Consider the following 25,662-nt stretch of genomic DNA (forward strand, 5'->3'; position numbering starts at 1 on the left):
TAATTATGCCAAAGTCATTATCATTCATCATATTTGGTGCCTCAGGTGATCTTACCAAACGTAAGCTCTTTTCGGCACTCCTTGATATCTTCTCCGAGAAACATTTACCGGAGAAGTTTGAGATTGTAGGTGTAGGACGTACTCCTTACAGTGATTCTGAATATCGTGATTATCTGCTCGGACAATTGCCAAAATATACTAGACCAGAAGCGTGGGATAATGAACTGATCAACAGTTTCATCTCCCATATCCGCTACGAAACAATGGATCCCGCTAAGGAAGAGGAATACTCAGCACTTGTGGAACATCTAAAAACAAGCAATAGCGAGAGTGTCATTTATTATCTTGCCACTCCTCCACTGCTTTATGGCGTAATTCCGCAGCATTTAAAAACCTTCGGATTGAATGGCGAAAACACTCGCATTATTGTTGAGAAACCCTTTGGCTATGACCTAAGCAGTGCCAAACAGCTAAATGCGATTTACCGAGACGCCTTTCAGGAACATCAGGTCTATCGCATGGACCATTTCTTAGGCAAGGAAACTGCACAGAATATTCTTGCCTTCCGTTTCGCCAACTCAATCTTCGAACCTATCTGGAATCGAAACTACATTGATTATGTAGAGATTACTTCGGTAGAGAATCTGGGTATTGAAAACCGTGGAGGATATTATGAGACAGCAGGTACAATGCGTGATATGGTTCAGAACCATCTGGTGCAACTTCTTGCGCTATGTACGATGGAACCTCCAGTAAAGTTTGATGCCGACAGCTTCCGCAATGAGGTTGTAAAAGTGTATGATTCACTGGTGCCACTGACAGAAGACTATATCCGTGATAATGTGATTCGCGGACAATATACAGCAGGAGGCGATAAAGTTGCTTACCGCCAAGAGGCTCATGTGGCACCTGACTCACGTGTAGAGACTTTCTTTGCGATGAAGGCAGAGATAGACAACTGGCGATGGAGCGGCGTCCCATTCTTTTTCAGAGTGGGCAAACAAATGCCTACCAAGGTAACAGAGATTGTTGTTCATTTTAAGAAAGTGCACCATTTGCTACTTGACAATGTGAATGGGGCTAATCCGCATGCCAACAAGCTTGTATTGCGTATCCAACCTAACGAAGGTATTGTGTTGCGCTTCGACATGAAACTGCCTGGAACTGGGTTCCAGACCAAACAGGTTGAAATGGATTTTGTTTATGACAGGCTGAGTGATGTGAAGACTGGTGATCCATACGCCCGTCTCATTGAGGACTGCCTTCTGAACGATCCTACCCTCTTTACACGTGGAGATGCCGTAGAATCTTCATGGAGATATTTCGACGCGATTCTTGATTACTGGAAAAAATATCCAGAAGCACCACTCTATGGTTATCCTGCAGGAACGTGGGGACCATTGGAGAGTAATGCCCTGATAGAAAGCGTAAATGGTAATTGGACCAATCCATGTAAAAATTTAATACATACAGATGAATACTGTGAACTCTAAACTTTCAAAACTTCCCCGCCACATGTTCAGTTCTCCATTGGAGGCAGCACGCTCATTGATTATTCGTATGAATGAGCAAGCTTTGGAAAAAAATGATGACGAGAAATATGATGTAGCACTTAGCGGCGGTTCCACGCCCGATGTGCTTTTCCGTTTGTGGGCAGACGAATACGCTCAAATAACGCCATGGAAGAAATTCCGTTTTTTCTGGGTGGATGAGCGTTGTGTCCCTCCCACAGATGATGCCAGTAATTACGGTCGTTTCAAGGTTCTTCTTTCCGACAGCATACCGGATTTGAAAGAGGGAGAGAATGTTTTTCGCATTATCGGTGAAGCCGACCCGAAAGCAGAAGCTTTGAGATATTCAGAATTGGTTACGTCACAAGTTCGGCAATTTGATTGCATCATTCTTGGTATTGGTGACGACGGTCATACTTCGTCCATATTCCCTGGACAAGAACACCTACTCTCCGTCTCACAACCGTATATGCCTTCAGTACATCCCATAACAGGTATCAAACGTGTTGCAATGACAGGAAAGCCGATGATGCACGCTAAACAAACCATTTTTATGGTTACGGGAAGCGGGAAATTCAATATCATCAACCGTATCATCAATGAAGGCTTCGACTGCCCTGCCAGTCGGGTCATGCAACAAGCAAAGGCTCCTGAGTTAATTGGCGACAATGCTGTTTTAAAGGACATTTAGTCAACCAAACAAGGCTAATAAACACAATTTAAAACATTAAACATCAATCATTTATATCAATTATATAAAACTTTTAGTTTAATAAATAGTATTAGCATTTTATGGAGTGATATCGTAAAGACTTAAGATGACATACATTGTATATTGGCATATCATCTTAAGTTTTTATCGTATCATTCCATTGTTATGTAAGTCGTTATTTTACTATTCTATAAAACCTTTGTCTTTCATCTTTTCTGCATCGACAAACAAAGCCATGCCTGTTTTCATCTTCTTGAAGCCTTCCTTTTCATAAAACTTTTCTTTGCCTGGAGCAGCATATAAAATAAAACTACAGTTAGGTATATTTCCAACTATAGTACGGACAATTGTTTTACCGATTCCTTTACCTTGGTAACTTGGCAGAACAGCTACATCATATATAGCAGCTTGGTATTCCCCATCAGATATTGCTCTTCCAAAGCCTACCAGATTATCTGCATCGAACACAAAAACAACAGTATGACTATTATTAAATGCCCGTTGATGGATTTCAGCTGTACGATTAGCCATCCCAGCCTTTTGTAGGATGTCTACCACCACATTCCAATCTATATTTGTTGTATCAAGTTGTATTCTCAAATTCATAAGTTGCTATTATTTTATACCTTTAAGGGTATATTATGCTAGTTAAACATAAGTAATATACCCTATGTGATATAATATCAATAATGTTTATTCTTTATATTTTCTAAGTTGCTCTGCTAGTATTGCATAAATCTCTTTAGGCTTCATAGACATATTAGATACATTAAGACTTCCTACATTGCCTGTCAAGCCTACATTAAACTTTATGAGTTTCTTTTTCACTATACCTGATTTTTCTACAAGCTTACTATAACCAGAATTTGTATATATGATCCTTATTTGCTTGTTATGTTTATAACTATAAAGTTGGAAATTCTCAACATCTTCAAACATCAGGTCTACATGTTTGTTCTTAAATAAAGAATGCATTTTGATGCGGTCTTCACAAATTTCGAATACTGGAATATGGTAAATATAAGAATAGAAAATATAAATGATCATAAACAATCCAACAAGGAAAAGGGCGACTCCGGCTACGCCCATAAATATATCACGAAAATATGACCAGCTTTTACTCATAGCCATTCTAAATGCCACTACCCCTAACAACAAACATAGAAATGAAATCAATATCATCTTCCATGTATAAAAAATCTTATATGTTTTATTCTCCATCTGATTATTAATAAATTAAGTTCATAAACAAAGTGCAAAGTTAATAAATTATTATCGCATTAACTGATTATTAGATATTATTTAAGCGTAATTCGTCTCTATTTTTCAACAAAACTCATATAACAGTCATCATATAAATTCTCCATAATTAATAATAATCAAACAAACCTATAAGCAGCTATTATATTTTTGGAACGCCAACGTAAGGCTACTACTCATGATATAATATGGTTTTGCTATCGGCATATTTAACTTTATCTGTTCACATATTTCTGATAATGCATATCAAGGAACTCTTTATTTGGGGAGAACTTTGAAGGACTATTAATTTCTTGCCCATCAATAAGCGACAAGTACTTTTTGAATTTTTCATCACGTGTAGTTACTAAAAGTTCTTCTGATACAGAAACTTTTAAATCAGGCGTTATTGCCAATAACAGTTTATCGTAGGCACGATGAAAAAACACATTCAGACATAAACCATTACATGGATTTGTCCTATTCTTAACATCATCAGACCAGTCTATTATATGACTTGCCTCTAAAAGTTTATCATTTGCCACTCCAGATATACAACAACAATGGTCATACGAATTTAAGACAACATCTCTAAAGAAAGATTGATTAACCCTCACTTTCACTATTGACTCTCTTTCCTTACCATCAGGAAGTTTACTTATGTCTAAACCAGCAACTTCCTCTATATTCTTATGAGAAAATTCAGCTATTAACTTCTCACTTTGATATGCTAGCTCATCTGGATTATCAACAAATTTATCCCAGACAATCTGTTCTAGTTTAGCTCCATGAGTTAGACCTGCGACACCTCTCTTTTGCAAAGAAGGATCTAAACGAGCCATATTACATAATTTCATGTTAACAGCCGAAGGGTTTCTCCCAAGTAGTTCTGCTAACTTTATTATCTCTGGATTGTATTGATTTAATTTTCCAAAAGGTAACTTGCAATATAGATTAAAGGCTACTATGGTTTCTTTTTCTGTCCAATTATTCATTGTTTATTATTTATGTGTGTTTCATTTCTTAGCTACGAAACGAAGCCCCAGCTAAACTTCCTTTATGCAAATAGATTATCGTGTGACAAACCTGTTCTATAAACACTATCCCACCATATAGTGTCCTGATGATGAAATACCCATTATTTAATCATCTATATAGAATTGGAGCATTCCAATTCCTTGCGTAAATCATCAAGAATCTTACCTTTGTAGCTAAAAAACTTTGCACCTTGATATGCACCAGAAGTATTACGTTTATCTTCGGGCATAAATGTTCCAACGAATGGTGATAGCTTATAAATGCGATCTTGAAACTCTATTGTATCGTCACTGGCAACTTTAACTTTAATGCCAGTAGGATCGAAAGTTAATTCTGAGCCAATAGGTATATTGACTAAAGAAAACTTAAATCTACCTCGTCTTTCTACATGGGCGTGACTATCGTCTCCATCAGAATCTTCACCTGATCTTTGGGTTTCAAAAATTTCAGCATCATCAATAGTATTCGCAATATCCTTAAGGATAGACAAAGCTACTTCTGGTGAAACATTAAAGAACTCACGGTTTTGGCGAATACGCAAATCTGTAAGACGGTCAATAGTCTTATGCACCAACTTCTCCACCTCGTTATACTTAGAAGTTTTTAGCGTAGCATAGATTTCAAATGGCAATGGCACAGCTGTATTGTCCAGCTCTTTAGAACGTACATCCACAGATCTTGAACTCTTCCCTATCTTAACCCAATCCTCTTTAAAAGAAGGATTTGTGAGGATATAAACATATCCATGTTCTTTCATAAATATAATCTTTGTAAGTAAAACTTGTTTTTTATAGAAATCTTATCTTGCCTAGATGCAATCATTCTATCACTAAACAATGCAAATTTACAAAATTAATTTCAAGATAAAGTATTCATTGCTTACAAAAATACTATTTCATATAAATTTTCATCTGAATAATCAGGCATTATTACCCTCTATGCTTTAACTAACCCAAAATGCATTTGTCAGTTATCAATATTTAGTACATATACCGTCATCTTATTTAATTCGCTTTTTGCATTTAATTATCCTTTGGAGTTATACTATTAATCTATAATTGCATATCATAACTTTTTCACGCAATATCCAGTTGTTACATGTGTTCTTCATTTTTTAGCTACGAAGCTACGTCATCGTGTTGATCACCTTTAAACAAAGGGATTGAGATATAATAATACTATATTTTAGCTACGACAAGCTACGGTCTAGCTACGTCATGAAGTAGCGTTTTAACGATAAAACGCTTATTATCTTTAATTTCTAACGCATTTTTATTCTTAAGATAAATCGGATTTATAGCACAAAAAGTCATTGGATAGTATTTGGGAATCACTAACCTATTGCATTTTAATTATAAAACTTAGTTAAAGTAGATTGTCGCGAAGGCTCATCACATACAATTCCTACTTTTTGGTAACTATCTTACTATTTAGTATCTTATTGCAAATGACATTATGATAACGTAACTTTGCAAAAACATTAAAGTATAAATAATAATAAGTATGAAGAATTTTAAGAAGACAACAGTTGAGAAGGATGCGGCGCGCACAGAATTACACGAGTTACTAAACCTTACAGGATCTGAGATATCTGTAAACACAATGCCAGCAGGTGGACAAATACCTTTCGTTCATCAGCATACTAAGAACGAAGAAGTATATACAGTTTTATCTGGCAAAGGCATTATGAATATTGACGATGAGGATATTACTCTAAATGTTGGTGACTGGTTGCGTGTAGATGCTTCTGCAAAACGTCAGCTACGTGCTGCAGATGATAGCGCGATCACTTACATCTGTATTCAGACTAAGGCTGGCTCTATAGGCGGATTCACAGCTAATGATGCAATAATACTATAAGCATTTTTTTAAAAAACTTTGAAATATAAAAAGGATTAATTAAGCGATTATATTTTATCAATACGATTCAAACGCCTGTTCACTATTGAGCAGGCGTTTTATCGATAGAATAGAAACATTTGATCGTAGGAATGGAAACTTTATATCGTAGAAACGCAAACGTTTGATCGATGGAATGAAAACTTTATGTCGTAGGAATGGAAACGTTTGATCGTAGAAACAGATTGCGGTAATTAAAACAGCAGTAAATAAGATGCACAACACAATTATTAGAGGATATAAGACCGAATATAGATATATGTCCACTTGAATCTACACGTTATGCTCTTCTGCCAGTCTTCTATATTTCATTCTTTCTACATATAGTTTTCTAAAAAAAAGTGTCGAAGTGTCTATTTGTTGACTATCAACAAGTTATGTTCAAAACAAGTGTCGGTAAGGTGTCGGTGAAGTGTCGGTAAAATGTGCATTACATTAATGGAATGAAAATTCGCACTCATTTTGTATGCCATTTTATGTTTGATTGATAAAAACCAAAAAATGCCGACACCTTACCGACACCTTACCGACACTTAAATCACGCCTAACCTACTGGTAATCAACTATTAGACACTTCGACACTTATATTTCGAAAAGTCCTAGTACGCGCGCGCATTATAATAATCTTTGTTTGTTGTTTTTCTGGTATAAATTCACCTTTTGTTTTGTTTCAAACAGCCATTACTATATAGAAACGCACCTTCTTGACGTAGCTAGTACGTAGCTGACCGTAGCTAAATATATTATTATTTTATATATCAATCCCTTTGTTTAAAAGGGATTCTGGCAATGCCGTAGCTTCGTAGCTAAAAATAAGAATCGCTATAGGTAAGCCACACCAATAAACACATCAAATTATTTTCTTCAACATTATAATCGGAAAGACTTACATTTTTTTATTAATAGATATGTTTTATCGATTTTTCTTTTTACTTTTGCTTTATCAGTAAAAACTAAACAAAAACAATGGCACAACAAATAGATTTTTCATTAAAGGCTCGACGCAGAGGATTTCATCTTATAACAGATGAGATTATGGAACATATTCCACAATTACCAAGAATAGGACTGCTTAATTTATTTATTCAGCACACAAGTTGTGCTCTGTCTATTTGCGAAAACTGGGATAGCTCTGTGCGTAGTGATATGGAAAGTATATACAATCATCTTATACCAGAAAATCAAAGTTACTACGAGCATACACTCGAAGGAGCCGATGACATGCCGGCTCATGCAAAAAGCATTATTACAGGAGCTAGCATCAACATTCCCATCACAAACGGGAAATTGAATCTTGGTACATGGCAAGGTATTTATTTATGTGAATTCCGCAATCATGGAGGAAGTCGACATATTGTGGCTACAATTATTGAATAAAATAAGTGATCCCATTAAAGAACATTTTCTAAAAGCGGCATAAACACGAACATCATAAAAGGGGAAGTTTACAAATGTAAACGTCCCTACTCTTTTGTTCATTTAGCCAATGATCTATTCGCTATTTTAATACTCATCATCACGTACCAAAACTTTCTCAATCTTGCCTACATACATCGCGTGGAAGTCGCGTTTTGGATAACTTTCATCTATCGTGTCTTGATAGATAAATCCACTATCCTGGAGTTCAACCTTATTATTTGAAGATTTAATTCCACCAACGGTATATTATTATAGTTTTATCCCTATAAATCTAAAGCAATACTTTATAATCATTGCTATAATGAAACATGTGGGTATACCTAAAATACATACTACGGCAAGGCTTGCAATTGGGGCAATTGCAAATAATCCTACTAAAAATGTGAATCCTACAACAACATATGGATGTATAAAATAGAATGCAAAACTATTATCAGATAGTTTTTGTATGATACGATTGGGTCTATTGAAAATTTTCTTACTCAATGTCAATAAAAAGTAAGATATACCAACACACATTATAGGTTCCCAAAATGCATAGAAAACTGCCTGCATATTCCATCCTCCAGAGAAGTTTTCCATTTTATTACTACAACTGCCCATCGTTATGAGCATTGCAGGGATTCCAATTAATATAGCTAAAAGAAACCATGGTTTTGAGTCTTTGATATTTATATTATCCATCCAGTTGTTGTGTTGGGCAACTATACCGAGTGCATACATTCCTATATATAGTGGGAAATAACCCAGTTGCAATCCAAAAACAGTATTCCCTGTAGGAACGATAAGTCTCACAAGAAATGCTACAGCCCCACTTATAAACATGAAAAATATGATTCCCAGCGTAGATGGTTTACTACAATTAAGAAATGACACGTTGGGTAACTTCTGGCAAACTACATATAATGATTCAAATAATAGTAATGTAAAGACAAACCACATTGGACCTAGACCGAAACTTCCCCAACAACCATATATCCAATAATTTAGTAATGGGTTGAGAATGAAAAAATATATTGCCAATGGAATACCTAGTCGATTAAGTCTATCAAAAAGGAATACTTTAGTTCCTTTCCTATGAAAAGATGAAGGAATCAGTAGTGCGGAAATAAAGAAGAAAAGGCTCATAAAGTAGGATTGGTCTATCCCCATTGATGCAGAAAGCAATGCTTGTGTTAAACCTGTAGTTGTAACAACAGCTTTATTATACCAACCACCAGAAGCTCCAAAAGCGATAGCAGAATGGTGGTAGAATACGATACATGAAAGAAAGACGCGCAAGGCATCAAGATAATAATAACGAGTTTTATTCATAATTGTGTGTTTTTTTGCTGCTTTCCCTTATTTGAAGTTGGGTAGGTACTATGATTTGCTTTACTTTGGTATCACCTTTTATCTGCGATAATAGCAGTTCGCAAGCTGACTGCCCCATCAGATACGTTTGATGGCATACTGCCGACAATTTAGGTTCCACATAATTGGCATGCTCCTCATCTGTGTATCCGATGATAGCAACATCGTTGGGAATATTGAGATGATGGCTCTTGATAACGTCAATTGCTGCAAAGGCAAGAGTATCATTCATCGCAAGGATTGCATCGGGGGGATTGGGTAATGACAATAATTGTTCGGTGGCTATTTTACCTTCCTGATAATCTATTTTTCTGCATACCACTAACTCTTTTTCTATAGGTATTTTGTTGGCACGCAATGCTTCCAGATAACCATGTTTTCTCCTTCTTACTATATCAAGATGATTCGGACCGCCAATAAAGGCAATGCGGTGACTGCCATTATCTATAAAGTGCTGCGTAGCCATTTGAGAAGATTTTGCCCCGTCAGCGATTACCGTAGAAAACTTATCCGGCATGCAGGTGCGATCGAAAAGAACTACCGGCATATTAATATCTTTGAGTGCAAGAAAATGAGAATAATCTGTTGTGTCTTGTGATAGACATGCTATGATGCCCTCCACCCTCATATTAACAAGATTCTCGATGTTGCGTTTCTCATGTTCACTATTTTCACTACTTGTGGTTATAATAACAAAATATCCATTAGCAACAGCCGTCTCTTCAATACCTTTAACGATAGAAGAAAAAAAATGAGTAACAATATCAGGCACTATCAAACCTATTGTACGTGGAGCGTTTTTGCGCAGACTCATTGCAAAAGGATTGGGACGGTAATTCAGATCTTTAGCTAGTCTTTTCACTTTTTCGCATAGCTCATCGCTTATCTCAGGACTGTTTTTCAACGCCCTGGATATCGTAGGTATAGACACGCCTAGCTTTTTTGCTATATCCTTCATGGAGATATATTTCTTGCTTTCCATCTGTAGTAAATCATTTAAGTCCACAAATATACAAAAATAAATAAATTAAAAAGTATAAGAAACTAGTTTTAACGTAACCCATTACGTAACGTTTTGCTTATCATTAGAATTGTAGGTGATTTATTTATTTTTATCTTTGCGGCATACTAACTAAATAATAAACAATTATGCAATATCATGAAATCGGTAAAACCGGTATGAAAGTATCTTCTCTTGGTTTTGGTGCCTCTTCTTTGGGGGGCGTATTCCATGACCTTAAAGAAAAACAGGGCATCGATGCTGTCTTTACAGCGATAGAATCGGGCATTAACTTTATTGATGTATCTCCATATTATGGATATTACAAGGCCGAAACGGTGCTTGGTAAGGCTCTTAAAGATATTAAGAGAGACAAATATTATCTTTCAACAAAGGTTGGAAGATACGGCGAAAACGGCAAAAACACGTGGGATTATTCTGCAAAGAAGGTCACAGCCAGCGTGTATGAAAGTATGGAACGTCTGAATGTGGACTATCTGGATATTATCAATGTACACGATATTGAATTTGCAGATCTTCATCAGGTGGTAGACGAGACTTTGCCTGCTCTTGTAAAGTTGAAAGAAGAAGGCGTAGTAAAGCACGTCGGCATAACAGACCTGCAACTAGAAAACTTGAAATGGGTCATTGACCGTGTTCCAGAAGGTACGGTAGAATCGGTACTCAACTTTTGCCATTACTGTCTGTGCGATGATAAACTTGCTGATTTTCTTGATTATTTCGAACAGAAAGGAGTTGGAATCATTAATGCTTCACCTCTGTCTATGGGATTACTCACAGAAAGAGGAGTACCTGATTGGCATCCTGCACCAAAATCATTGATTGAGGCTTGCGCCAAAGCTGCCGAATATTGTAAGACAAAGAATTTCCCTATTGAAAAACTCGCAATGCAATTCTCTGTAAGTAATGACAGAATAGCAACAACACTCTTCAGCACAACTAACCCAGAGAATGTGAAGAAAAACATTGACTCAATAAATGAGCCGATTGATTGGGACTTGGTAAAAGAGGTAAGAGATATTATAGGTGATCAGCAACGTGTTAGTTGGTCTAATACATAAGAGACATGTATTATCATATTATAGACGCACATTCTCACTTGTGGCACAAACAAGACACTGTGGTGAATGGAAAAGAGATAAAGACATGTGATAACGGAAGGTCTATGTTTATGGGCGAGATGCGCCAGATGCTTCCACCCTTTATGATAGACGGGAAAAACAGCGCCGAAGTATTTATCTCAAACATGGATTATGCGCAGGTTGAAGCTGCTGTAGTTACTCAGGAATTCATAGACGGATGCCAGAATGATTATCTTGCTGACGTAGCATCACGCTTCGGCGATAGGTTTCTTGTATGCGGGCTATGTGATTATCACAGAGCTGGTTACCTTGAAGAGGCTAAACAATTAGTTCCAAGGGGATTTAAAGCTATAGCCATACCTGGTCATAGATTGCAGACAGCTGATGGGCGTGTAAAACTTAACTGCGAAGAAATGATGCAGATGTTCCATTATATGGAGGATAACGGCATTATTCTCTCCCTGGTATTAGAGGAAGGCACGACCCAGATACCTGAAATAAAAGAAGTGATAGAAGAGTGTCCAAACCTGAAAATAGCTTTGGGACATTTCGGAATGGTAACTTGCAAGGGATGGAAAGACCAGATAATGCTTGCCCGTAATGAGAATGTCATGATAGAATCAGGCGGTATCACATGGCTCTTCAATGACGAATTCTATCCTTTCAAGGGAGCTGTAAAAGCGATACGTGAGGCTGCTGACCTAGTGGGTATGAATAAACTGATGTGGGGATCAGACTATCCACGTACCATTACAGCTATAACCTATCGTATGTCGTACGACTTCATTACAAAGTCTTCTGATTTTACCGAACAAGAAAAATGCCTATTCCTTGGTGAGAATGCGCGTAAATTCTATGGATTCGGTACTTTCCCGGAGATGCCTTATATTAAAAACATGTCTGAATAAACATTATTATGAAAAAACAATCTTATAAAATACCTTTGGCATTGATATTTTGCCTTTTCTTCTTATGGGCGATAAGCAGTAACCTATTGCCTACGATGATAAGACAGTTGATGAAAACATGTGAACTGAATCCTTTTCAAGCTTCATTCACTGAGAGCGCATATTGGCTGGCATACTTCATTTTCCCAATACCAATAGCGATGTTTCTTAAACGTTATAGCTACAAGGCTGGTATTATCTTCGGTCTGTTGCTTGCTGCTTGTGGAGGCTTACTATTCTTCCCTGCAGCGATATTAAAAGCATACTGGGCATACCTGTGCATATTCTTCGTTATAGCTACAGGAATGTGTTTCCTTGAAACAGCGGCAAACCCTTATGTTACAATATTAGGAAGCCCAGAAACAGCAGAACGCAGACTCAATCTAGCTCAGTCGTTTAATGGACTGGGAGCTTTCATTGCGGCTATGTTTCTTAGCAAGTTAGTACTTTCAGGCGCAAACTATACAAGAGAAACACTTCCGGCTGCTTATCAAGGTGGATGGGCAGGATACATCCAATCAGAAACGGATGCGATGAAACTACCCTACCTTATGCTCGCAATATTATTGATAATAGTTGCGGTAGTATTTATTTTCTACAAACTTCCAAAGATCGGTGATGAAAGCAAGAGCAATGCAGAAGTAAAAGATGAGAAATTGATCGATTTCAGCGTATTGAAACATTCACATCTTCGTTGGGGAGTAATAGCTCAGTTCTTCTACAACGGAGGACAGACAGCCGTAAATAGCCTATTCTTGGTCTACTGTTGTTCGTATGCAGGGATAGACGAGAAAACAGCTACAACATTCTTTGGTCTGTATATGCTATCGTTTTTGGCGGGCCGTTGGATTGGTACCGCACTGATGGTGAAGTTCCGCCCTCAAAATATGCTGCTTACATACGCAATCATCAATATAATATTATGCTGCGTTATTGTAACAACAGGAGGAATAGTAGGACTGTATTGTATGCTTGGCGTATCGTTCTTCATGTCTATCATGTATCCTACACAGTTTTCGTTGGCACTTAAAGGACTTGGTGATCAGACCAAAAGTGGCTCGGCATTTCTGGTCATGGCAATCGTCGGTAACGCCTGCCTACCCCAGTTTACAGCTTATATCATGCACTGCAACGAACATATATATTACATCGCATATATCGTGCCGATGATATGTTTCGCCTTCTGTGCATACTACGGATGGAAAGGTTACAAGATAAAATCATAATATCAAGAAATTAAAGATTTAAATATATAAATTATGAAAGCAGTTCAAATAGTAAACCCTCATGAAATGAGAGTAGTTGACATCGACAAACCTGTATTAGGTGTCGGTGAGGTGATGGTTAAAATAGAATATGTAGGCTTCTGCGGTTCAGATTTGAATACATTTTTAGGAAGAAACCCAATGGTAAATCTGCCCATTATTCCAGGTCATGAGGTAGGCGCCGTAATAGAAAAAATAGGCGAAGGAGTGCCTGAAGGTTTCACAAAAGGAATGAACGTAACACTAAACCCATATACAAACTGTGGTAAATGCGCATCATGTAGAAATGGGCGTGTTAATGCTTGCGAACATAACGAGACACTAGGTGTACAGCGTAATGGAGTCATGTGCGAATATGCAGTATTGCCATGGCAGAAAATAATACCAGCCGAAGGAATATCAAGTCGCACATGTGCGCTTATCGAACCGATGAGTGTTGGATTTCATGCTGTTTCTCGTGCTCAGGTTATTGACAATGAGTTTGTTATGGTTGTAGGTTGTGGAATGGTCGGTCTAGGTGCAGTTATCCGTGCATCTCAGAGAGGTGCATCAGTGATAGCAGTAGACATAGATGATGAGAAACTTGCTTTGGCTAAAAGAATAGGAGCAGCATATACTGTTAATTCGATGACTGAAAATGTTCACGAACGGATACAAAGTATTACAGGCGGATTCGGCGTAGATGTAGTTGTAGAGGCAGTAGGAAGTCCGGCTACATACGTTATGGCTATTGAAGAAGTAAGTTTTACGGGCAGAGTGACATACATTGGTTATAGCAAAACAGAAGTAAGTTTTCAAACCAAATTGTTTGTTCAGAAAGAACTTGATATTCGTGGTTCAAGAAATGCTCTTCCTGCTGATTTCCGTGCAGTGATAAATTACCTTAAAGCAGGTAATTGCCCTGTAGACGAACTTATATCAAACGAGACTGGTCCTGATGGAGCTTTTGATGCTATGAAGCAGTGGGCTTCTAATCCTGGTAAAGTTTTCCGTATTCTCGTTAAATTCTAATAGAACCAAGATTAAAAATATTGCCTTCAATCTGCATGATGTATGTCTGCAAAGATTGAAGGCAATTTTTATATATAGAGATTGCCACGATTAGTCAATCGGGCACAGCTCATTTATTTCAGATACTCATCATCACGTACCAAAACCTTCTCAATCTTGCCCACATACATAGTATGGAAGTCACCTTTGGGATAACACTCATCTATCGTGTCTTGATAAATAAAACCGCTATCCTGAAGTTCTGCCTTATATTCTTTCTTACAGATAAGTACAAGCTTAGCTTCTGAGAAGTAAACAGTATCATTAGCATATACAGGTGTAAGGCCTGTTCTGGCAACCTTATCCTCATCACGACCAGACGTACTACCTAAATATGCCATCTGTTTCTTGAAAGACTTATCCATTACGCAAAGTGTGAAATACTCTTCCTTGTCTACAAATTCCTTCGTGTAACGTGATGGGCGCAGATAAATAATTGCCGTAGGATCATTATGTCCCCATAAGCATCCGAGATGCCCCCAAGATGCAGTCATAGTGTTACAACCAGACTGCTCGTTACCTGCAGTCACTAACATCCATTCACCTCCAATGAGGTTAAACGGATTGAACTTCATGTCCTTGTAGTTAATCTCTTTCATATTACTCCTTTTATATTTATTAATCTACTACGCATTGCTCAATATCACGAATTTAAATATATAGACTCAATATATAAAGAACTGTAAATAGTAGTTTTAATTGATAATCATTAAACTAAATTACGCAACTAGCTATGAACTATAAATCTAGATATCAGATTGCAAAAGTTTATCAAGTTCTTGCTTAAGCTGTTTGCTATTCTTAAAAACGATTCCGTTCATTCCGACAGTTTTACAGCCTTCAATATTTTCAGATTTATCATCTATGAATACGCATTCGTCAGCTTTAACATGGAACTTATTGAGAAATGATTCATATATATCCTTATTAGGTTTAAGCTGATGCACATCCTTAGAAATAAGACTATCTTCAATCAAATTGAAAATATCAAATTTATCAATCACATCATATACTCTACTCGACCAATTAGATAGTCCCAAAATTCTATAACCACGAGTTTTAAGAGTTAGCAATATATCTCTAATGCCTTCTGTTTCGCAAGTAAAGACATCAATATAATGCTTATCAAAGATATCCAAAGCCTCAGCATAGTCAGGCCAAAGTCGTTGCTGCTGTTCAATATAATAACGGAAATTATGAAACTCAAGATCCATATCATTATTAATCCTATGTGGCAAAACATTATCCATAAACCATTCTCCTTGTTCCCTGCTACCTAATATATTAGCGAAGAAACCCTCAAAGTCATACTGCACTAGCACACCACCGAAATCGAAAACTATATTTTTAATCATAAGACTATCTTTTTCTGCAAAGATAATTGAAACGATTGGGATTTCAAAGAAATAATTAGTATATATGAGTTTAATATTATAAAGATAACTGCAAAACAAAACATTGAATGACAATCAGCACAAGAAAATTTATCTGCCATTATTAAATAAATAATGGTAATTCGATAATCAAAGAAAGATTATCGAATTACCAAACATAGAACGTCACATTTTATATAAGAACTACTATTGAGTAATTCTAGATTCCTCCCCCCATAGCCTTATAAAGCGTGATAATAGCTTCAATGCGTGAATATTGATTTTGAGTAAGCGACATTTCTGCAGATAGAAGAGACTGCTCAGCCGTAAGCACCTCTAGATATGTAGATGAGGTGTTTTCCATCAAAAGTTTTGTTTTATCTACAGTTTCTTTTAGAATAGATATCTGTAAATTAGACTTTTCAATCTGATGCTTAGCAGTTTGCCATTCTGTTAAAGCATCATTAACTTCCTTGCCAGCAGCCAATATAGACTTTTGAAAAGCCAGTTTTGCCTGTTCTTGGCGTGACTTAGCTATCTCTAAATTTGACTTTATTGCTCCATGATTCAGCAAAGGCATAGTAAGCGAACCAAGAGCATCCATCAATATCTTACCAGGATTGGTAATTACTAAACCATTATTTGTCCAACCTAAAAATCCTGACAAAGTGAATTGTGGATAAAACATGGCACGAGCCACCTTAGTATCATACCCTGTCGCTAGAAGTTGTAAACGTGCTTGACAAACATCAGGGCGTTGATCAATCATAATTAGAGGCACACCATTAGTTGCTATATCTTCGGGAAAAGATTGCACAGACAAGTTGTCTCTGATAATATGATGAAAAGGAGTATTAAGCATCAAGCAGATGCTACTCTCAGTATCAGAAATACTCTTATCCAGAGTTAATATAGATGACTGAAGTCCTACAATATTGGCTCTTGCCTGAAGAACTGCAGTCTCATTATTATATCCAGCATCACTCAGAGCCTTTAATGTCTCAACTGTATTTTGCCAATTACTTAGTGAATGCATGCTTATACTCTTTTGCTCATCAAGCATCAGTAATGTATAATAACTTTTAGCCAATGTAGCAACCAACTCTGTCTGAACAGTGAGAACATAAGCATAAGACGATTCCAAAGATGCAGCTGCACTATATTTAGAATTTCTCTGTCTACCAGAGATATCCACTTCCCAACTTGGAGTAGCACCTATTTTATAAGTTTTCAAAGAAGAGTCGCCAAAACGTTGGATATCAGCATTCGCATCAAATGTGACTTTAGGCAAAAGAGCATTGCGAGCATTACCCAATATAGCCTGAGCCTCAACAATTTTTAAGCGGGCATTACGCAAATCGAGATTAGAATCCACAGCCTGCTCTACAAGGTGTTGTAAATGAACATCTGCAAAAAACTCTCTGAACGTTGGTGTCACTTTAAGAGAATCGGCTTTTACAATATTACCAGCATATACAGCTGTTGAAAACATTAATATTGAAAATATAATCAAAAATTCTTTTTCATTTTTTTTCTGTTTTATCTAATATTTCCATTTCATCCTGGATCTCCCAATCTGCATCCTTTCTATTGGGCTGTGTTGGTTCTATCTTTTCCTGAATCCATTCAAATATAATAAACAAAACTGGAGTAAATAGAATAAGTGATATTGTTCCTATAACAACACCCCCAACAACACCAGAAGCAAGAGAACGTGATCCATTAGCACCTACACCTGATGCAAACATCAATGGAAGTAAACCAAAAACCATAGCTAAAACTGTCATCAATATTGGGCGGAAACGCGCCCTTGCTGCATGATAGGCAGCCTGAGTAAGTTTCATACCAGCCAGCCTTCGTTTACGTGCATAATCAGTAATAAGAACCGCCGTCTTTGCCAAAAGTCCTATAAGCATAATCATACCTATCTGCATATACACATTATTCTGAAGTCCAAATATCTGAGCAGCAAGAAAACTACCAAATAAACCTACAGGTATAGAAAGTAATACTGCAAATGGCAGGATAAAACTATCATAAAGTGAACTCATCACGAGATATACCAACACGATACAAACAGCAAATATAATTATCGTATTATTTGTAGTTTGACTTTCTTCACGTGTAATGCCACCAAATTCATAACCATAATTTCTTGGTAATACCTTACCAGCAACTTCCTTAATGGCATTAATAGCATCTCCCGAACTGTATCCATCAGCTGGCGTACCACTTATAGTTATTGCATTAAACAAATTAAATCGATTTAAATTTTGAGGACCCTTTGTCTTTGTAAGACGAGCAAAGCGCGTTACAGGAGCCATATCACCGTTACCAATACGAACATAAATATTATTGAACGATTCTGGAGTTACACGAGAATCAGGTTCTGCCTGTGTCATAACTCTATAAAGTCTTGTGAAGCGATTAAAATTAGACGCATAGCTACCACTATAATATCCTGATATTGTCTCTAACACATCGCTTGGTTGCACTCCAGCTTTTGTACATTGTGCTGCATCAACGTCGACCCAATACTGTGGATAATTGATATCAAAAGAAGAATATGCCTGTCCTATTTCTTTGCGTTTGGATAGCGCAGCAACAAACTTATCACTCACAGTCTTTAGATCTTCTATCTTACCACCAGCCATATCTTGTAGGTTTAATTCAAACCCACTACTCTGTCCATAACCAGAAATCATTGGCGGCATCATCATGAAGATTGATGCCTCTGGAAATTTAGCAGAAAGACCATACAATCTGTTTATAACAGACTCCACAGAATGCTCCTTACCTTTGCGTTGCTCCCATGGTTTAAGGGTTATTATATACATTCCCATTGAAGGTCCCGCCCCCGAGAAAGAATAGCCAGATACATCTGAACGATATTCTATCTCTGGAATCTTAGCTAATTCTTTATCCATGCTTGCTAATAATTTTGATGTCTCAGTCAAAGAAGTTCCTGGTTTCATATTTAAACTAAGAAAAGCATACCCCTGATCCTCATCAGGAACGAGTCCTGTCGGAGTTCTCTGCATCATCACTAAAAGCAGAATAACAGAAGCCGCAAGTGTAGACCACAATATCCAACGCTTCTTTATAACCAACATAACACCGTCTAAATACTTATTACTCATCTTGCGGAATATTGTATTAAAAGACATTTTAAAACGTGCTTTAAATCCTATTGTATCCGTATTATCCAACTTACTATGCGGTTTAAGTAACAAAGCACAAAGTGCCGGTGTAAGTGTAAAGGCATTAAAACCTGAGATACCTACTGCGGCAGCCATCGTAAGTCCGAACTGACGGAAAAACATACCAGACGTACCATTAATAAAGGATACAGGAATAAACACAGCCATAAAAATAAGCGTAGAAGTAAAGACTGCTCCAGAAATACTTCCCATAGCATCGTGAGTAGCAAGATAAGAAGATGTGTATCCACGATCAAACCGCTCATGCACAGCCTCCACCACTATAATAGCATCATCAACCACTGTGCCTATAGCGAGTACAAGAGCAAAGAGCGTGAGCAAATTGATTGAAAATCCAGCTATATGCAAGAAAGCAAATGTACCTATTATAGATACTATAATTGAAATAGACGGAATGATAGTAGAACGAATATCCTGTAAAAATACTAGAACAACGATAATAACAAGTAGTATAGCTTCGAAGAGTGTCTCAAGAACGTTATGAATTGATGCTTTTAAAAATTGGTTACTATCACTCATTGAGATTATTTTAACATCTTTCGGCAAGTCTTTGCTTAATTCCTCAATTGTTTGATCTATATTGTTGTTTATCTCTGATGCATTTGACCCTGCAGTCTGATATACCATAGCCAATGAAGCCTGGTGACCATTCAGATGACATCCATAATTGTAAGCAGCATCACCAAGCTCAACCCTAGCAACATCTTTTAACCTAAGCAGTTCTCCATCATCATTAGTACGAATAACTATATTCCCAAATTCCTCTGGTTTAGAAAATCTACCTCTGTATTTCATTGTGTATTCATATACATTATCATGATTTTCACCAAATGAACCAGTAGATGATTCTATATTCTGCTGTGCCAACGCATTATTAATATCAGAAGGTATAAGTTTGTATTGAGACATTTTAGCAGGGTCCATCCACACACGAATACTATAATCAGATCCAAAACTCATTACCTGTCCAACACCCTTTATACGCTTTATACGTGGAATGATATTAATACTCAGATAATTGTCAAGAAACTGCTTCCCATAAGAATCATTTTCAGTATATAATGCAAATGTACGAAGCTGTGAGTTTTGTTGTTTAGACGTGGTAACGCCATATTTGGTTACATCTGCTGGTAGTAGACTTAAAGCAGCCTGTACCGAGTTTTGCACATTCACAGCATCCATATCAGCATTTGATTTTTGATCAAAAAACACAGTGATAGTTGCCTCACCACTATTAGAAGCAGATGATGTGATATAAGTCATATTTTCTACACCATTGATAGCTTGTTCCAGTGGAACAATGACACTTTTCTGTACCGTTTCGGCACTAGCACCTGGATAACTTGCAGATACATTTATAGTAGGTGGTGCCATATCTGGATACTGCTCTACTGGTAGTGATATAATTGAGAAAATTCCAACTATTACTATCAATATAGACAAGACAATTGACAACACGGGATGATCTAAAAAAACTTTTAATTTCATATAGAATGAATTTTTAATTATTTTTTAACATGTACACTCATTCCATCTTTGATATTATTTACACCATCAATGATGATTGTTTCGCCTACAGCTAAACCTGATTTTATGAGATAACTTTTACCATCTTTCATATCCTGTATAGAAACAGGAGTAATCAAAGCCTTGCCGTGAATTAAACGATATACAAAAAATTTATCCTGTATTGCAAAAACAGCAGTCTGAGGCACAATAATTGCACTATGTATGTGAGTACCAAGAACAACATTACCAACACTACCACTGAAAAGCATACGCTCTTTGTTGTCAAATATTCCACGCACTGAAGCCGAACCCGTTTTAGGATCTATCACACCGCTTATAGCTTCTATATATCCTTTATGATTATACATAGTACCGTCATTTAACAAAAGACCAATACTAGGCATTTTTTTTATGGTTGTTTCAAACGCCCCATAGCTACTTATTAGCGAACGAAGTTGAGTCTCATTCATAGAGAAATATACATACATTCTGCTATTATCTGATACTGTTGTAAGAGGTTTAGAAATAGATGCGCTTACAAGTGCACCTATACGATAAGGCAAAGTTCCAACTACTCCATCTACAGGACTCTTCACTACAGTATAGGACAAACTATTAGATGCATTTAGGCGCTGAGCACGGGCTTGCAGCAATGAAGCACGGGCAGCTTCTAATGCATTTTTTGCCGATAATAAATTATATAAAGACACGACCTTTTTATTATATAGATTCAATTTACTATGATATTCTAACTTAGCAGTTGCAACCTGAAATTTTGCTATACGTTCGGCAGCGAAAGCCGTCAACACTCCTGCACGATAACCAACTTGATCAATAACAAACATAACCTGTCCCCGCCTTACACGCTGTCCCTCTTCTACACACAATTTGATAATCTTACCTTCCACTTGAGGATAAATATCCACATCCTGACGACCACGAATAGTAGCTGGATATGATTCAGATATAACTGCATCAGCACGTTTAATAATGAGAGTTTTACAATCTACGGAGAACGCATCTTGCTGTTTATCGTTTTTATTGCAGCCTGTAATAAACAATGCTACAGCTGCAACAAGCATTGTTATCCTGATTTTCTTCATATATTTTTCTATTTAACATCATAAAATTTGCCGACAAAGATATTTTATTATTACCTACACTATAACAGCTGAATGCGTGAAACGTAAAAGAAAGCTATTGAATCAACAAAAAAGATTATCATACAATTGAACATGAGATATTTACATTTCAACAAAGCAATTTGATGATTTAACACAACAATAAAGACAATATTACAGAAAAAAATGTACCTTTGAAACGACATGGGAAAAAGAAAAAAGAAATATTTTGAAGAATTACGCATACGGGGCAGTCTTGCATTCGTATCATTCTTTCTATACTATGCGGTATTGCTTATTACAGACAAAAAATATTGGGAATTCTATATCAATATGCCATATCCGATATGGAATTATTCAATTGATGCGACTATGACCTTTACAACAATACTCGCACTTATATCATTATCAATAGGACTAGGTAGCAGGCTAATCAAATCGTATTATTTCAGACAAAATACTGTTAGAACCCTTATTATATATAATATAATAATATTTATAATAAACATTGCTTTCATCTACTCTATATCTATGGCTTTGATATATGTATTTGGAACTTACGAATTTTACTTATCAGAGCTTTATGTTTGCAGTATTATGATAACGTTTATATCTGGCATGTATTCTAGCATTCACTATTTAAAAATAAAACAACAAGCAGAAAAAAAGCGCATGCAATTAGAAATAAAATATATAAATGAACATGAGAAGGCGGAAAGAGCACGCACTGAATTACTAAAAATACAAATCGATCCACATTTTATGTTCAACAATTTCAGCATACTTACTGAATTGATAAACGAAGATCGTGATATAGCTTCAAAATTTCTGGCCCAACTATCAAAAGTATATAGATATATAATAACAAATCTAAAACAAGATGTTGTACCTATTGAGGAAGAAATAAATTTTCTACGTTCATACATATACCTAATATCTATAAGATATGAAGATACTATAAAAGTAAATATAGCTCGTAATATTGAAAAAAGTCAAGAACTCATCCCCCCTGTGAGTTTACAATTACTAGTAGAAAATGCTATTAAACATAACACACATTCTGAAATACATCCTCTTACTATTAGTATATTTAGAGAAGACAAGAATATTGTTGTAGAAAACAACCTACAACCAATGGCATTCAAAGTACCTTCAACAGGAATCGGACAAACTAATATAATAGACAGATATGCAATGCTATCTGACGGTGTACCGGTATTTGAACAAACAAATGATAAATACATTGTAAAACTTCCAATAATATCACAGAAGAAATGAATATATTAATTATTGAAGACGAAAAACGTAATGCTAAACTGTTGGAGCGACTTCTATTAGAAATCGATTCTACATACATAATTAATGGTCCGCTTGTAAGTGTTGAAGAAACTGTAGCCTATCTGAACAGTAACAATCAGCCTAATCTAATTTTGGCCGACATTCGGCTGACGGACGGACTTAGTTTCGAGGCTATAAGGCAATCAGGGACTGATGCGCCTATAATATTCACGACAGCTTACGATGAATACGCTATAAAAGCTTTTAAGTTTAATAGTTTTGACTATCTACTTAAACCTATCGATATAGATGAGCTTCGTGCTGCCATTAAAAAAGTTACTAAAACCAAAATTTATACTCAGAATAACAATATACAAGAATTAATTGCACAAATGCAAGAGAACAACCTCAACTATCGTGAACGCTTCTTGATACCATGGCGAGATGGCTATCGCTGTGTAATGGTAAACGATATTAATCATATTGTACTCAAAAATCGCATTGTCACTGTACAGTTGAATAATAACACATCACTAAACATACCATACACTATGGATGAACTTGAAAAACAACTTAACCCCAAAGTATTCTTTCGTGCAAATCGACAATATCTTATTAACATTAACCATATTTTATCTATATCGAACTATTTCAACAATCGCCTAATAATAAGGCTAAAAGGATATGGAAATGAAGAGATAATTATCAGCCGCGACAAGGTAACCGAAATTAAAGCATGGCTTGATAAATAAAATCTAAATCCAGAATACTTTATAGAGTTTGTCGTATAACATATTTTGTGTGTTAAACACATCTGGCATTTATCCATAGCAAGCACGTATTGTTCCAATTTATGTATATCATAAATGGTAAATATAAGATTGTAAGAATATTAGAGAGATTTTCGTCCACTTACAAAAACAGTAAATAAACCTGTACTATTCTTCTATGGCAAAAAGGATTATGCTATTGGTCCGAAATTCTATAAAAGTGTCCATATCCCTAATACGCTACTAGTAGGAGCTGATTGCGGTCACTTCCCTTTTATCGAAGCTCCAAAGGTTCTTGACAATGCACTAAATAAATATGCTAAGATGTTGAAGTAACATCAATTACTTATAAATCATTAAAGATGTTGGCATAAGACAGCTATATACAAATTAAGAAGTGACTCAACAGATATACTAAGCTACACTCATTTTAAATCAAAGTGTATACATTGCGTAATAAAAAAGTTCTTCAATACAATTATAAATATATATATTTTATATTGACATAATATTGTGATATTGCAAAGTTTTCATTATTTTTGCACATGAAAAGTCTGAATTCACAATAACGTGTATCGCAATAGATTCCGAGTAAGTCCAGTTATGAACAAGAATTCAGACTACGTATATTTTATTAATGTTCATAACAAAAAGTAATGAAAACAAAACAAAAAATGTTGATATCGACAATACTGTCGATGTCACTTCTAACTGTTATGGCTGGAGCCGCTATAGCCCCAGCCCTAGGTATCATCAAAGAGCATTTTGCGTCTTATCCGCAAATTCTGATACAATTAATTGTAAGCATTCCAGCACTGTTTATAATTATTACAAATTTATTTTTCTTAGAGATAAGTAAGCATTTTCGAACTCGAAGCATTGCTATATCTGGGCTTCTGCTCTACGTTTTATCAGGCGTGGGATGTTATTTCATTGATAATATCTATGCACTACTAATAATGCGTTCATTTTTAGGAATAAGTGTTGGACTTATTATGCCTTTATCTACAGGTTTGCTAGCATATTATTTTCCTCCTGAATCTCAAGCACGCCTAATGGGGCTTGCTGCTGCAATGAATCAATTGGGCGGTGTAGTAGCAACATTATTAGCAGGCATACTCGCCAATATTAAATGGAACGATTCATTTCTTGTGTACATTTTAGGTATTGTAGCGCTGATTATGGTTATAATATGGCTGCCAAATGAGCAACTGGACTCTAAGAATAAGCGTGGCAGAAATTTTGAACCACGACAACTATTAAAGTTTCATCCTTCAGTTATAGGAATGCTTTTACTAATGATGATATTCTTTATTTTTCCGACCAACTTTGCGATAACAGCAGCGAAAGTGACAAGGCTAAGCACCACACAAGTAACAATGCTAATGGTGGGACTAGATGTAATTGCAACAATAGTAGGAATATTGTTCGGGCAATTAATGAACTTGTTCAGAAAGCCTATAAAATATTTCCCTGCTATATTTTTTCTATTATCCTATATATGCTTCATAAAGTCAAAAGGTTCAATAGATATTCTTATCATAGGATGTATACTTTCTGGGATTGCTAATGGTATAGGCGTTCCATATTTAAACACAATAGCATCAATAAAAGGAGGGAATAATTCTGTTACGACTGTAATGCCATTGCTCTCAGCTTCACTATATCTTGGGCAGTTCATATCACCTATCGTTGTAACTCCACTGTCTCAGACAATATTTGGAGAAAATGACATATATGCTCCTTATAAAATAGGCATTGTGATTTGTACGATTTTTATTTATCAAGTGTGGTCTACAAGGCATTTCCAGAGTTTGCCACCAAAAGAAGAAATCGGCTAAAATAAAACAGAAT

General features: G+C 36.1%; 22 protein-coding genes and 1 pseudogene. 11 read left to right on the plus strand and 12 right to left on the minus strand.

The window, feature by feature from the left end; translation table 11 throughout:
* Positions 1-5 precede the first annotated feature (5 nt).
* Positions 6-1,493 carry a glucose-6-phosphate dehydrogenase gene (gene zwf, locus HEQ28_RS04160; protein WP_434503919.1) on the plus strand — a complete coding sequence of 496 codons (1,488 nt, stop codon included), beginning with the start codon at positions 6-8 and terminating at the stop codon, positions 1,491-1,493.
* Between the two features lie 22 nt (positions 1,494-1,515).
* Complete coding sequence (locus tag HEQ28_RS04165) at positions 1,516-2,202, plus strand: 6-phosphogluconolactonase (RefSeq protein WP_434504423.1); 687 nt, start codon at positions 1,516-1,518, stop codon at positions 2,200-2,202.
* A gap of 204 nt (positions 2,203-2,406) precedes the next feature.
* Here HEQ28_RS04165 and HEQ28_RS04170 read toward each other — a convergent pair whose 3' ends face one another.
* The 4 genes from HEQ28_RS04170 to HEQ28_RS04185 form a co-directional block, all read right to left on the minus strand.
* Positions 2,407-2,829 carry a GNAT family N-acetyltransferase gene (locus tag HEQ28_RS04170; RefSeq protein WP_434503920.1) on the minus strand — a complete coding sequence of 141 codons (423 nt, stop codon included), beginning with the start codon at positions 2,827-2,829 and terminating at the stop codon, positions 2,407-2,409.
* An 87-nt stretch (positions 2,830-2,916) separates the two neighbouring features.
* Positions 2,917-3,444, minus strand: coding sequence for an STM3941 family protein (locus HEQ28_RS04175; RefSeq protein WP_434503921.1), 528 nt, complete (start codon positions 3,442-3,444; stop codon positions 2,917-2,919).
* Positions 3,445-3,698: 254 nt separating this feature from the next.
* Complete coding sequence (locus HEQ28_RS04180) at positions 3,699-4,457, minus strand: HNH endonuclease (protein WP_434503922.1); 759 nt, start codon at positions 4,455-4,457, stop codon at positions 3,699-3,701.
* Between the two features lie 155 nt (positions 4,458-4,612).
* Positions 4,613-5,257 carry a GIY-YIG nuclease family protein gene (locus tag HEQ28_RS04185; protein ID WP_434503923.1) on the minus strand — a complete coding sequence of 215 codons (645 nt, stop codon included), beginning with the start codon at positions 5,255-5,257 and terminating at the stop codon, positions 4,613-4,615.
* Positions 5,258-6,003: 746 nt separating this feature from the next.
* Between HEQ28_RS04185 and HEQ28_RS04190 the strand changes: the two genes are divergently transcribed.
* The gene (locus HEQ28_RS04190) at positions 6,004-6,360 is read left to right on the plus strand and encodes a cupin domain-containing protein (protein ID WP_434503924.1); all 357 of its coding nucleotides are present in this window, start codon (positions 6,004-6,006) and stop codon (positions 6,358-6,360) included.
* Positions 6,361-7,365: 1,005 nt separating this feature from the next.
* Positions 7,366-7,776 carry a secondary thiamine-phosphate synthase enzyme YjbQ gene (locus HEQ28_RS04195; protein WP_434503925.1) on the plus strand — a complete coding sequence of 137 codons (411 nt, stop codon included), beginning with the start codon at positions 7,366-7,368 and terminating at the stop codon, positions 7,774-7,776.
* Positions 7,777-7,902: 126 nt separating this feature from the next.
* On the opposite strand, the pseudogene HEQ28_RS04200 reads toward HEQ28_RS04195, so the two are convergent.
* From HEQ28_RS04200 to HEQ28_RS04210, 3 genes and pseudogenes are all read right to left on the minus strand, one after another.
* Positions 7,903-8,025 (minus strand): annotated as a pseudogene (locus tag HEQ28_RS04200) (flavin reductase family protein); the annotation flags it as partial.
* A 42-nt stretch (positions 8,026-8,067) separates the two neighbouring features.
* Positions 8,068-9,132 (minus strand): acyltransferase family protein, encoded by a 1,065-nt coding sequence (locus tag HEQ28_RS04205; protein WP_434503926.1) that lies wholly within the window; start codon positions 9,130-9,132, stop codon positions 8,068-8,070.
* A complete protein-coding gene (locus HEQ28_RS04210; RefSeq protein WP_434503927.1) occupies positions 9,125-10,153 on the minus strand; it encodes a LacI family DNA-binding transcriptional regulator in 1,029 nt (342 codons plus the stop codon). The genes HEQ28_RS04205 and HEQ28_RS04210 overlap by 8 nt, the downstream gene beginning before the upstream one ends.
* Positions 10,154-10,320: 167 nt before the next feature.
* On the opposite strand from HEQ28_RS04210, the gene HEQ28_RS04215 reads away from it, so the two are divergent.
* The 4 genes from HEQ28_RS04215 to HEQ28_RS04230 are packed head-to-tail and all read left to right on the plus strand — an operon-like array spanning position 10,321 to position 14,497.
* A complete protein-coding gene (locus HEQ28_RS04215; RefSeq protein ID WP_301412249.1) occupies positions 10,321-11,253 on the plus strand; it encodes an aldo/keto reductase in 933 nt (310 codons plus the stop codon).
* A gap of 5 nt (positions 11,254-11,258) precedes the next feature.
* Entirely contained in the window at positions 11,259-12,182 is a 924-nt protein-coding gene (locus HEQ28_RS04220) for an amidohydrolase family protein (RefSeq protein ID WP_434503928.1), read from the plus strand.
* A gap of 8 nt (positions 12,183-12,190) precedes the next feature.
* Positions 12,191-13,447: an L-fucose:H+ symporter permease gene (gene fucP, locus HEQ28_RS04225; RefSeq protein ID WP_434503929.1), complete on the plus strand. Its 1,257-nt coding sequence runs from the start codon at positions 12,191-12,193 to the stop codon at positions 13,445-13,447.
* Between the two features lie 33 nt (positions 13,448-13,480).
* A complete protein-coding gene (locus HEQ28_RS04230) occupies positions 13,481-14,497 on the plus strand; it encodes a zinc-binding alcohol dehydrogenase family protein (protein ID WP_434503930.1) in 1,017 nt (338 codons plus the stop codon).
* A gap of 113 nt (positions 14,498-14,610) precedes the next feature.
* Here the strand turns inward: HEQ28_RS04230 and HEQ28_RS04235 are convergent, their stop codons facing one another.
* From HEQ28_RS04235 to HEQ28_RS04255, 5 genes are all read right to left on the minus strand, one after another.
* On the minus strand, positions 14,611-15,135 hold the full coding sequence (locus tag HEQ28_RS04235; protein ID WP_434503931.1) for a flavin reductase family protein: 525 nt from the start codon (positions 15,133-15,135) through the stop codon (positions 14,611-14,613).
* 147 nt (positions 15,136-15,282) lie between these two features.
* Complete coding sequence (locus tag HEQ28_RS04240; RefSeq protein WP_434503932.1) at positions 15,283-15,891, minus strand: HAD-IA family hydrolase; 609 nt, start codon at positions 15,889-15,891, stop codon at positions 15,283-15,285.
* 238 nt (positions 15,892-16,129) lie between these two features.
* On the minus strand, positions 16,130-17,401 hold the full coding sequence (locus HEQ28_RS04245) for a TolC family protein (RefSeq protein WP_434503933.1): 1,272 nt from the start codon (positions 17,399-17,401) through the stop codon (positions 16,130-16,132).
* 31 nt (positions 17,402-17,432) lie between these two features.
* Positions 17,433-20,618, minus strand: coding sequence for an efflux RND transporter permease subunit (locus HEQ28_RS04250; RefSeq protein WP_434503934.1), 3,186 nt, complete (start codon positions 20,616-20,618; stop codon positions 17,433-17,435).
* Between the two features lie 17 nt (positions 20,619-20,635).
* Complete coding sequence (locus HEQ28_RS04255; protein WP_434503935.1) at positions 20,636-21,742, minus strand: efflux RND transporter periplasmic adaptor subunit; 1,107 nt, start codon at positions 21,740-21,742, stop codon at positions 20,636-20,638.
* Positions 21,743-21,964: 222 nt separating this feature from the next.
* On the opposite strand from HEQ28_RS04255, the gene HEQ28_RS04260 reads away from it, so the two are divergent.
* The 3 genes from HEQ28_RS04260 to HEQ28_RS04270 all read left to right on the plus strand — a co-directional run bounded on the left by HEQ28_RS04260 (position 21,965) and on the right by HEQ28_RS04270 (position 25,649).
* Positions 21,965-23,038, plus strand: coding sequence for a sensor histidine kinase (locus HEQ28_RS04260; RefSeq protein ID WP_434503936.1), 1,074 nt, complete (start codon positions 21,965-21,967; stop codon positions 23,036-23,038).
* Complete coding sequence (locus HEQ28_RS04265; protein WP_434503937.1) at positions 23,035-23,790, plus strand: LytR/AlgR family response regulator transcription factor; 756 nt, start codon at positions 23,035-23,037, stop codon at positions 23,788-23,790. Before HEQ28_RS04260 ends, HEQ28_RS04265 begins: the two co-directional genes overlap by 4 nt.
* Before the next feature lie 674 nt (positions 23,791-24,464).
* Positions 24,465-25,649 (plus strand): MFS transporter, encoded by a 1,185-nt coding sequence (locus HEQ28_RS04270; protein WP_434503938.1) that lies wholly within the window; start codon positions 24,465-24,467, stop codon positions 25,647-25,649.
* Positions 25,650-25,662 lie beyond the last annotated feature (13 nt).

Origin of the sequence: Prevotella sp., from assembly GCF_051059605.1 — a bacterium.
Classification (GTDB): Bacteria; Bacteroidota; Bacteroidia; order Bacteroidales; family Bacteroidaceae; genus Prevotella.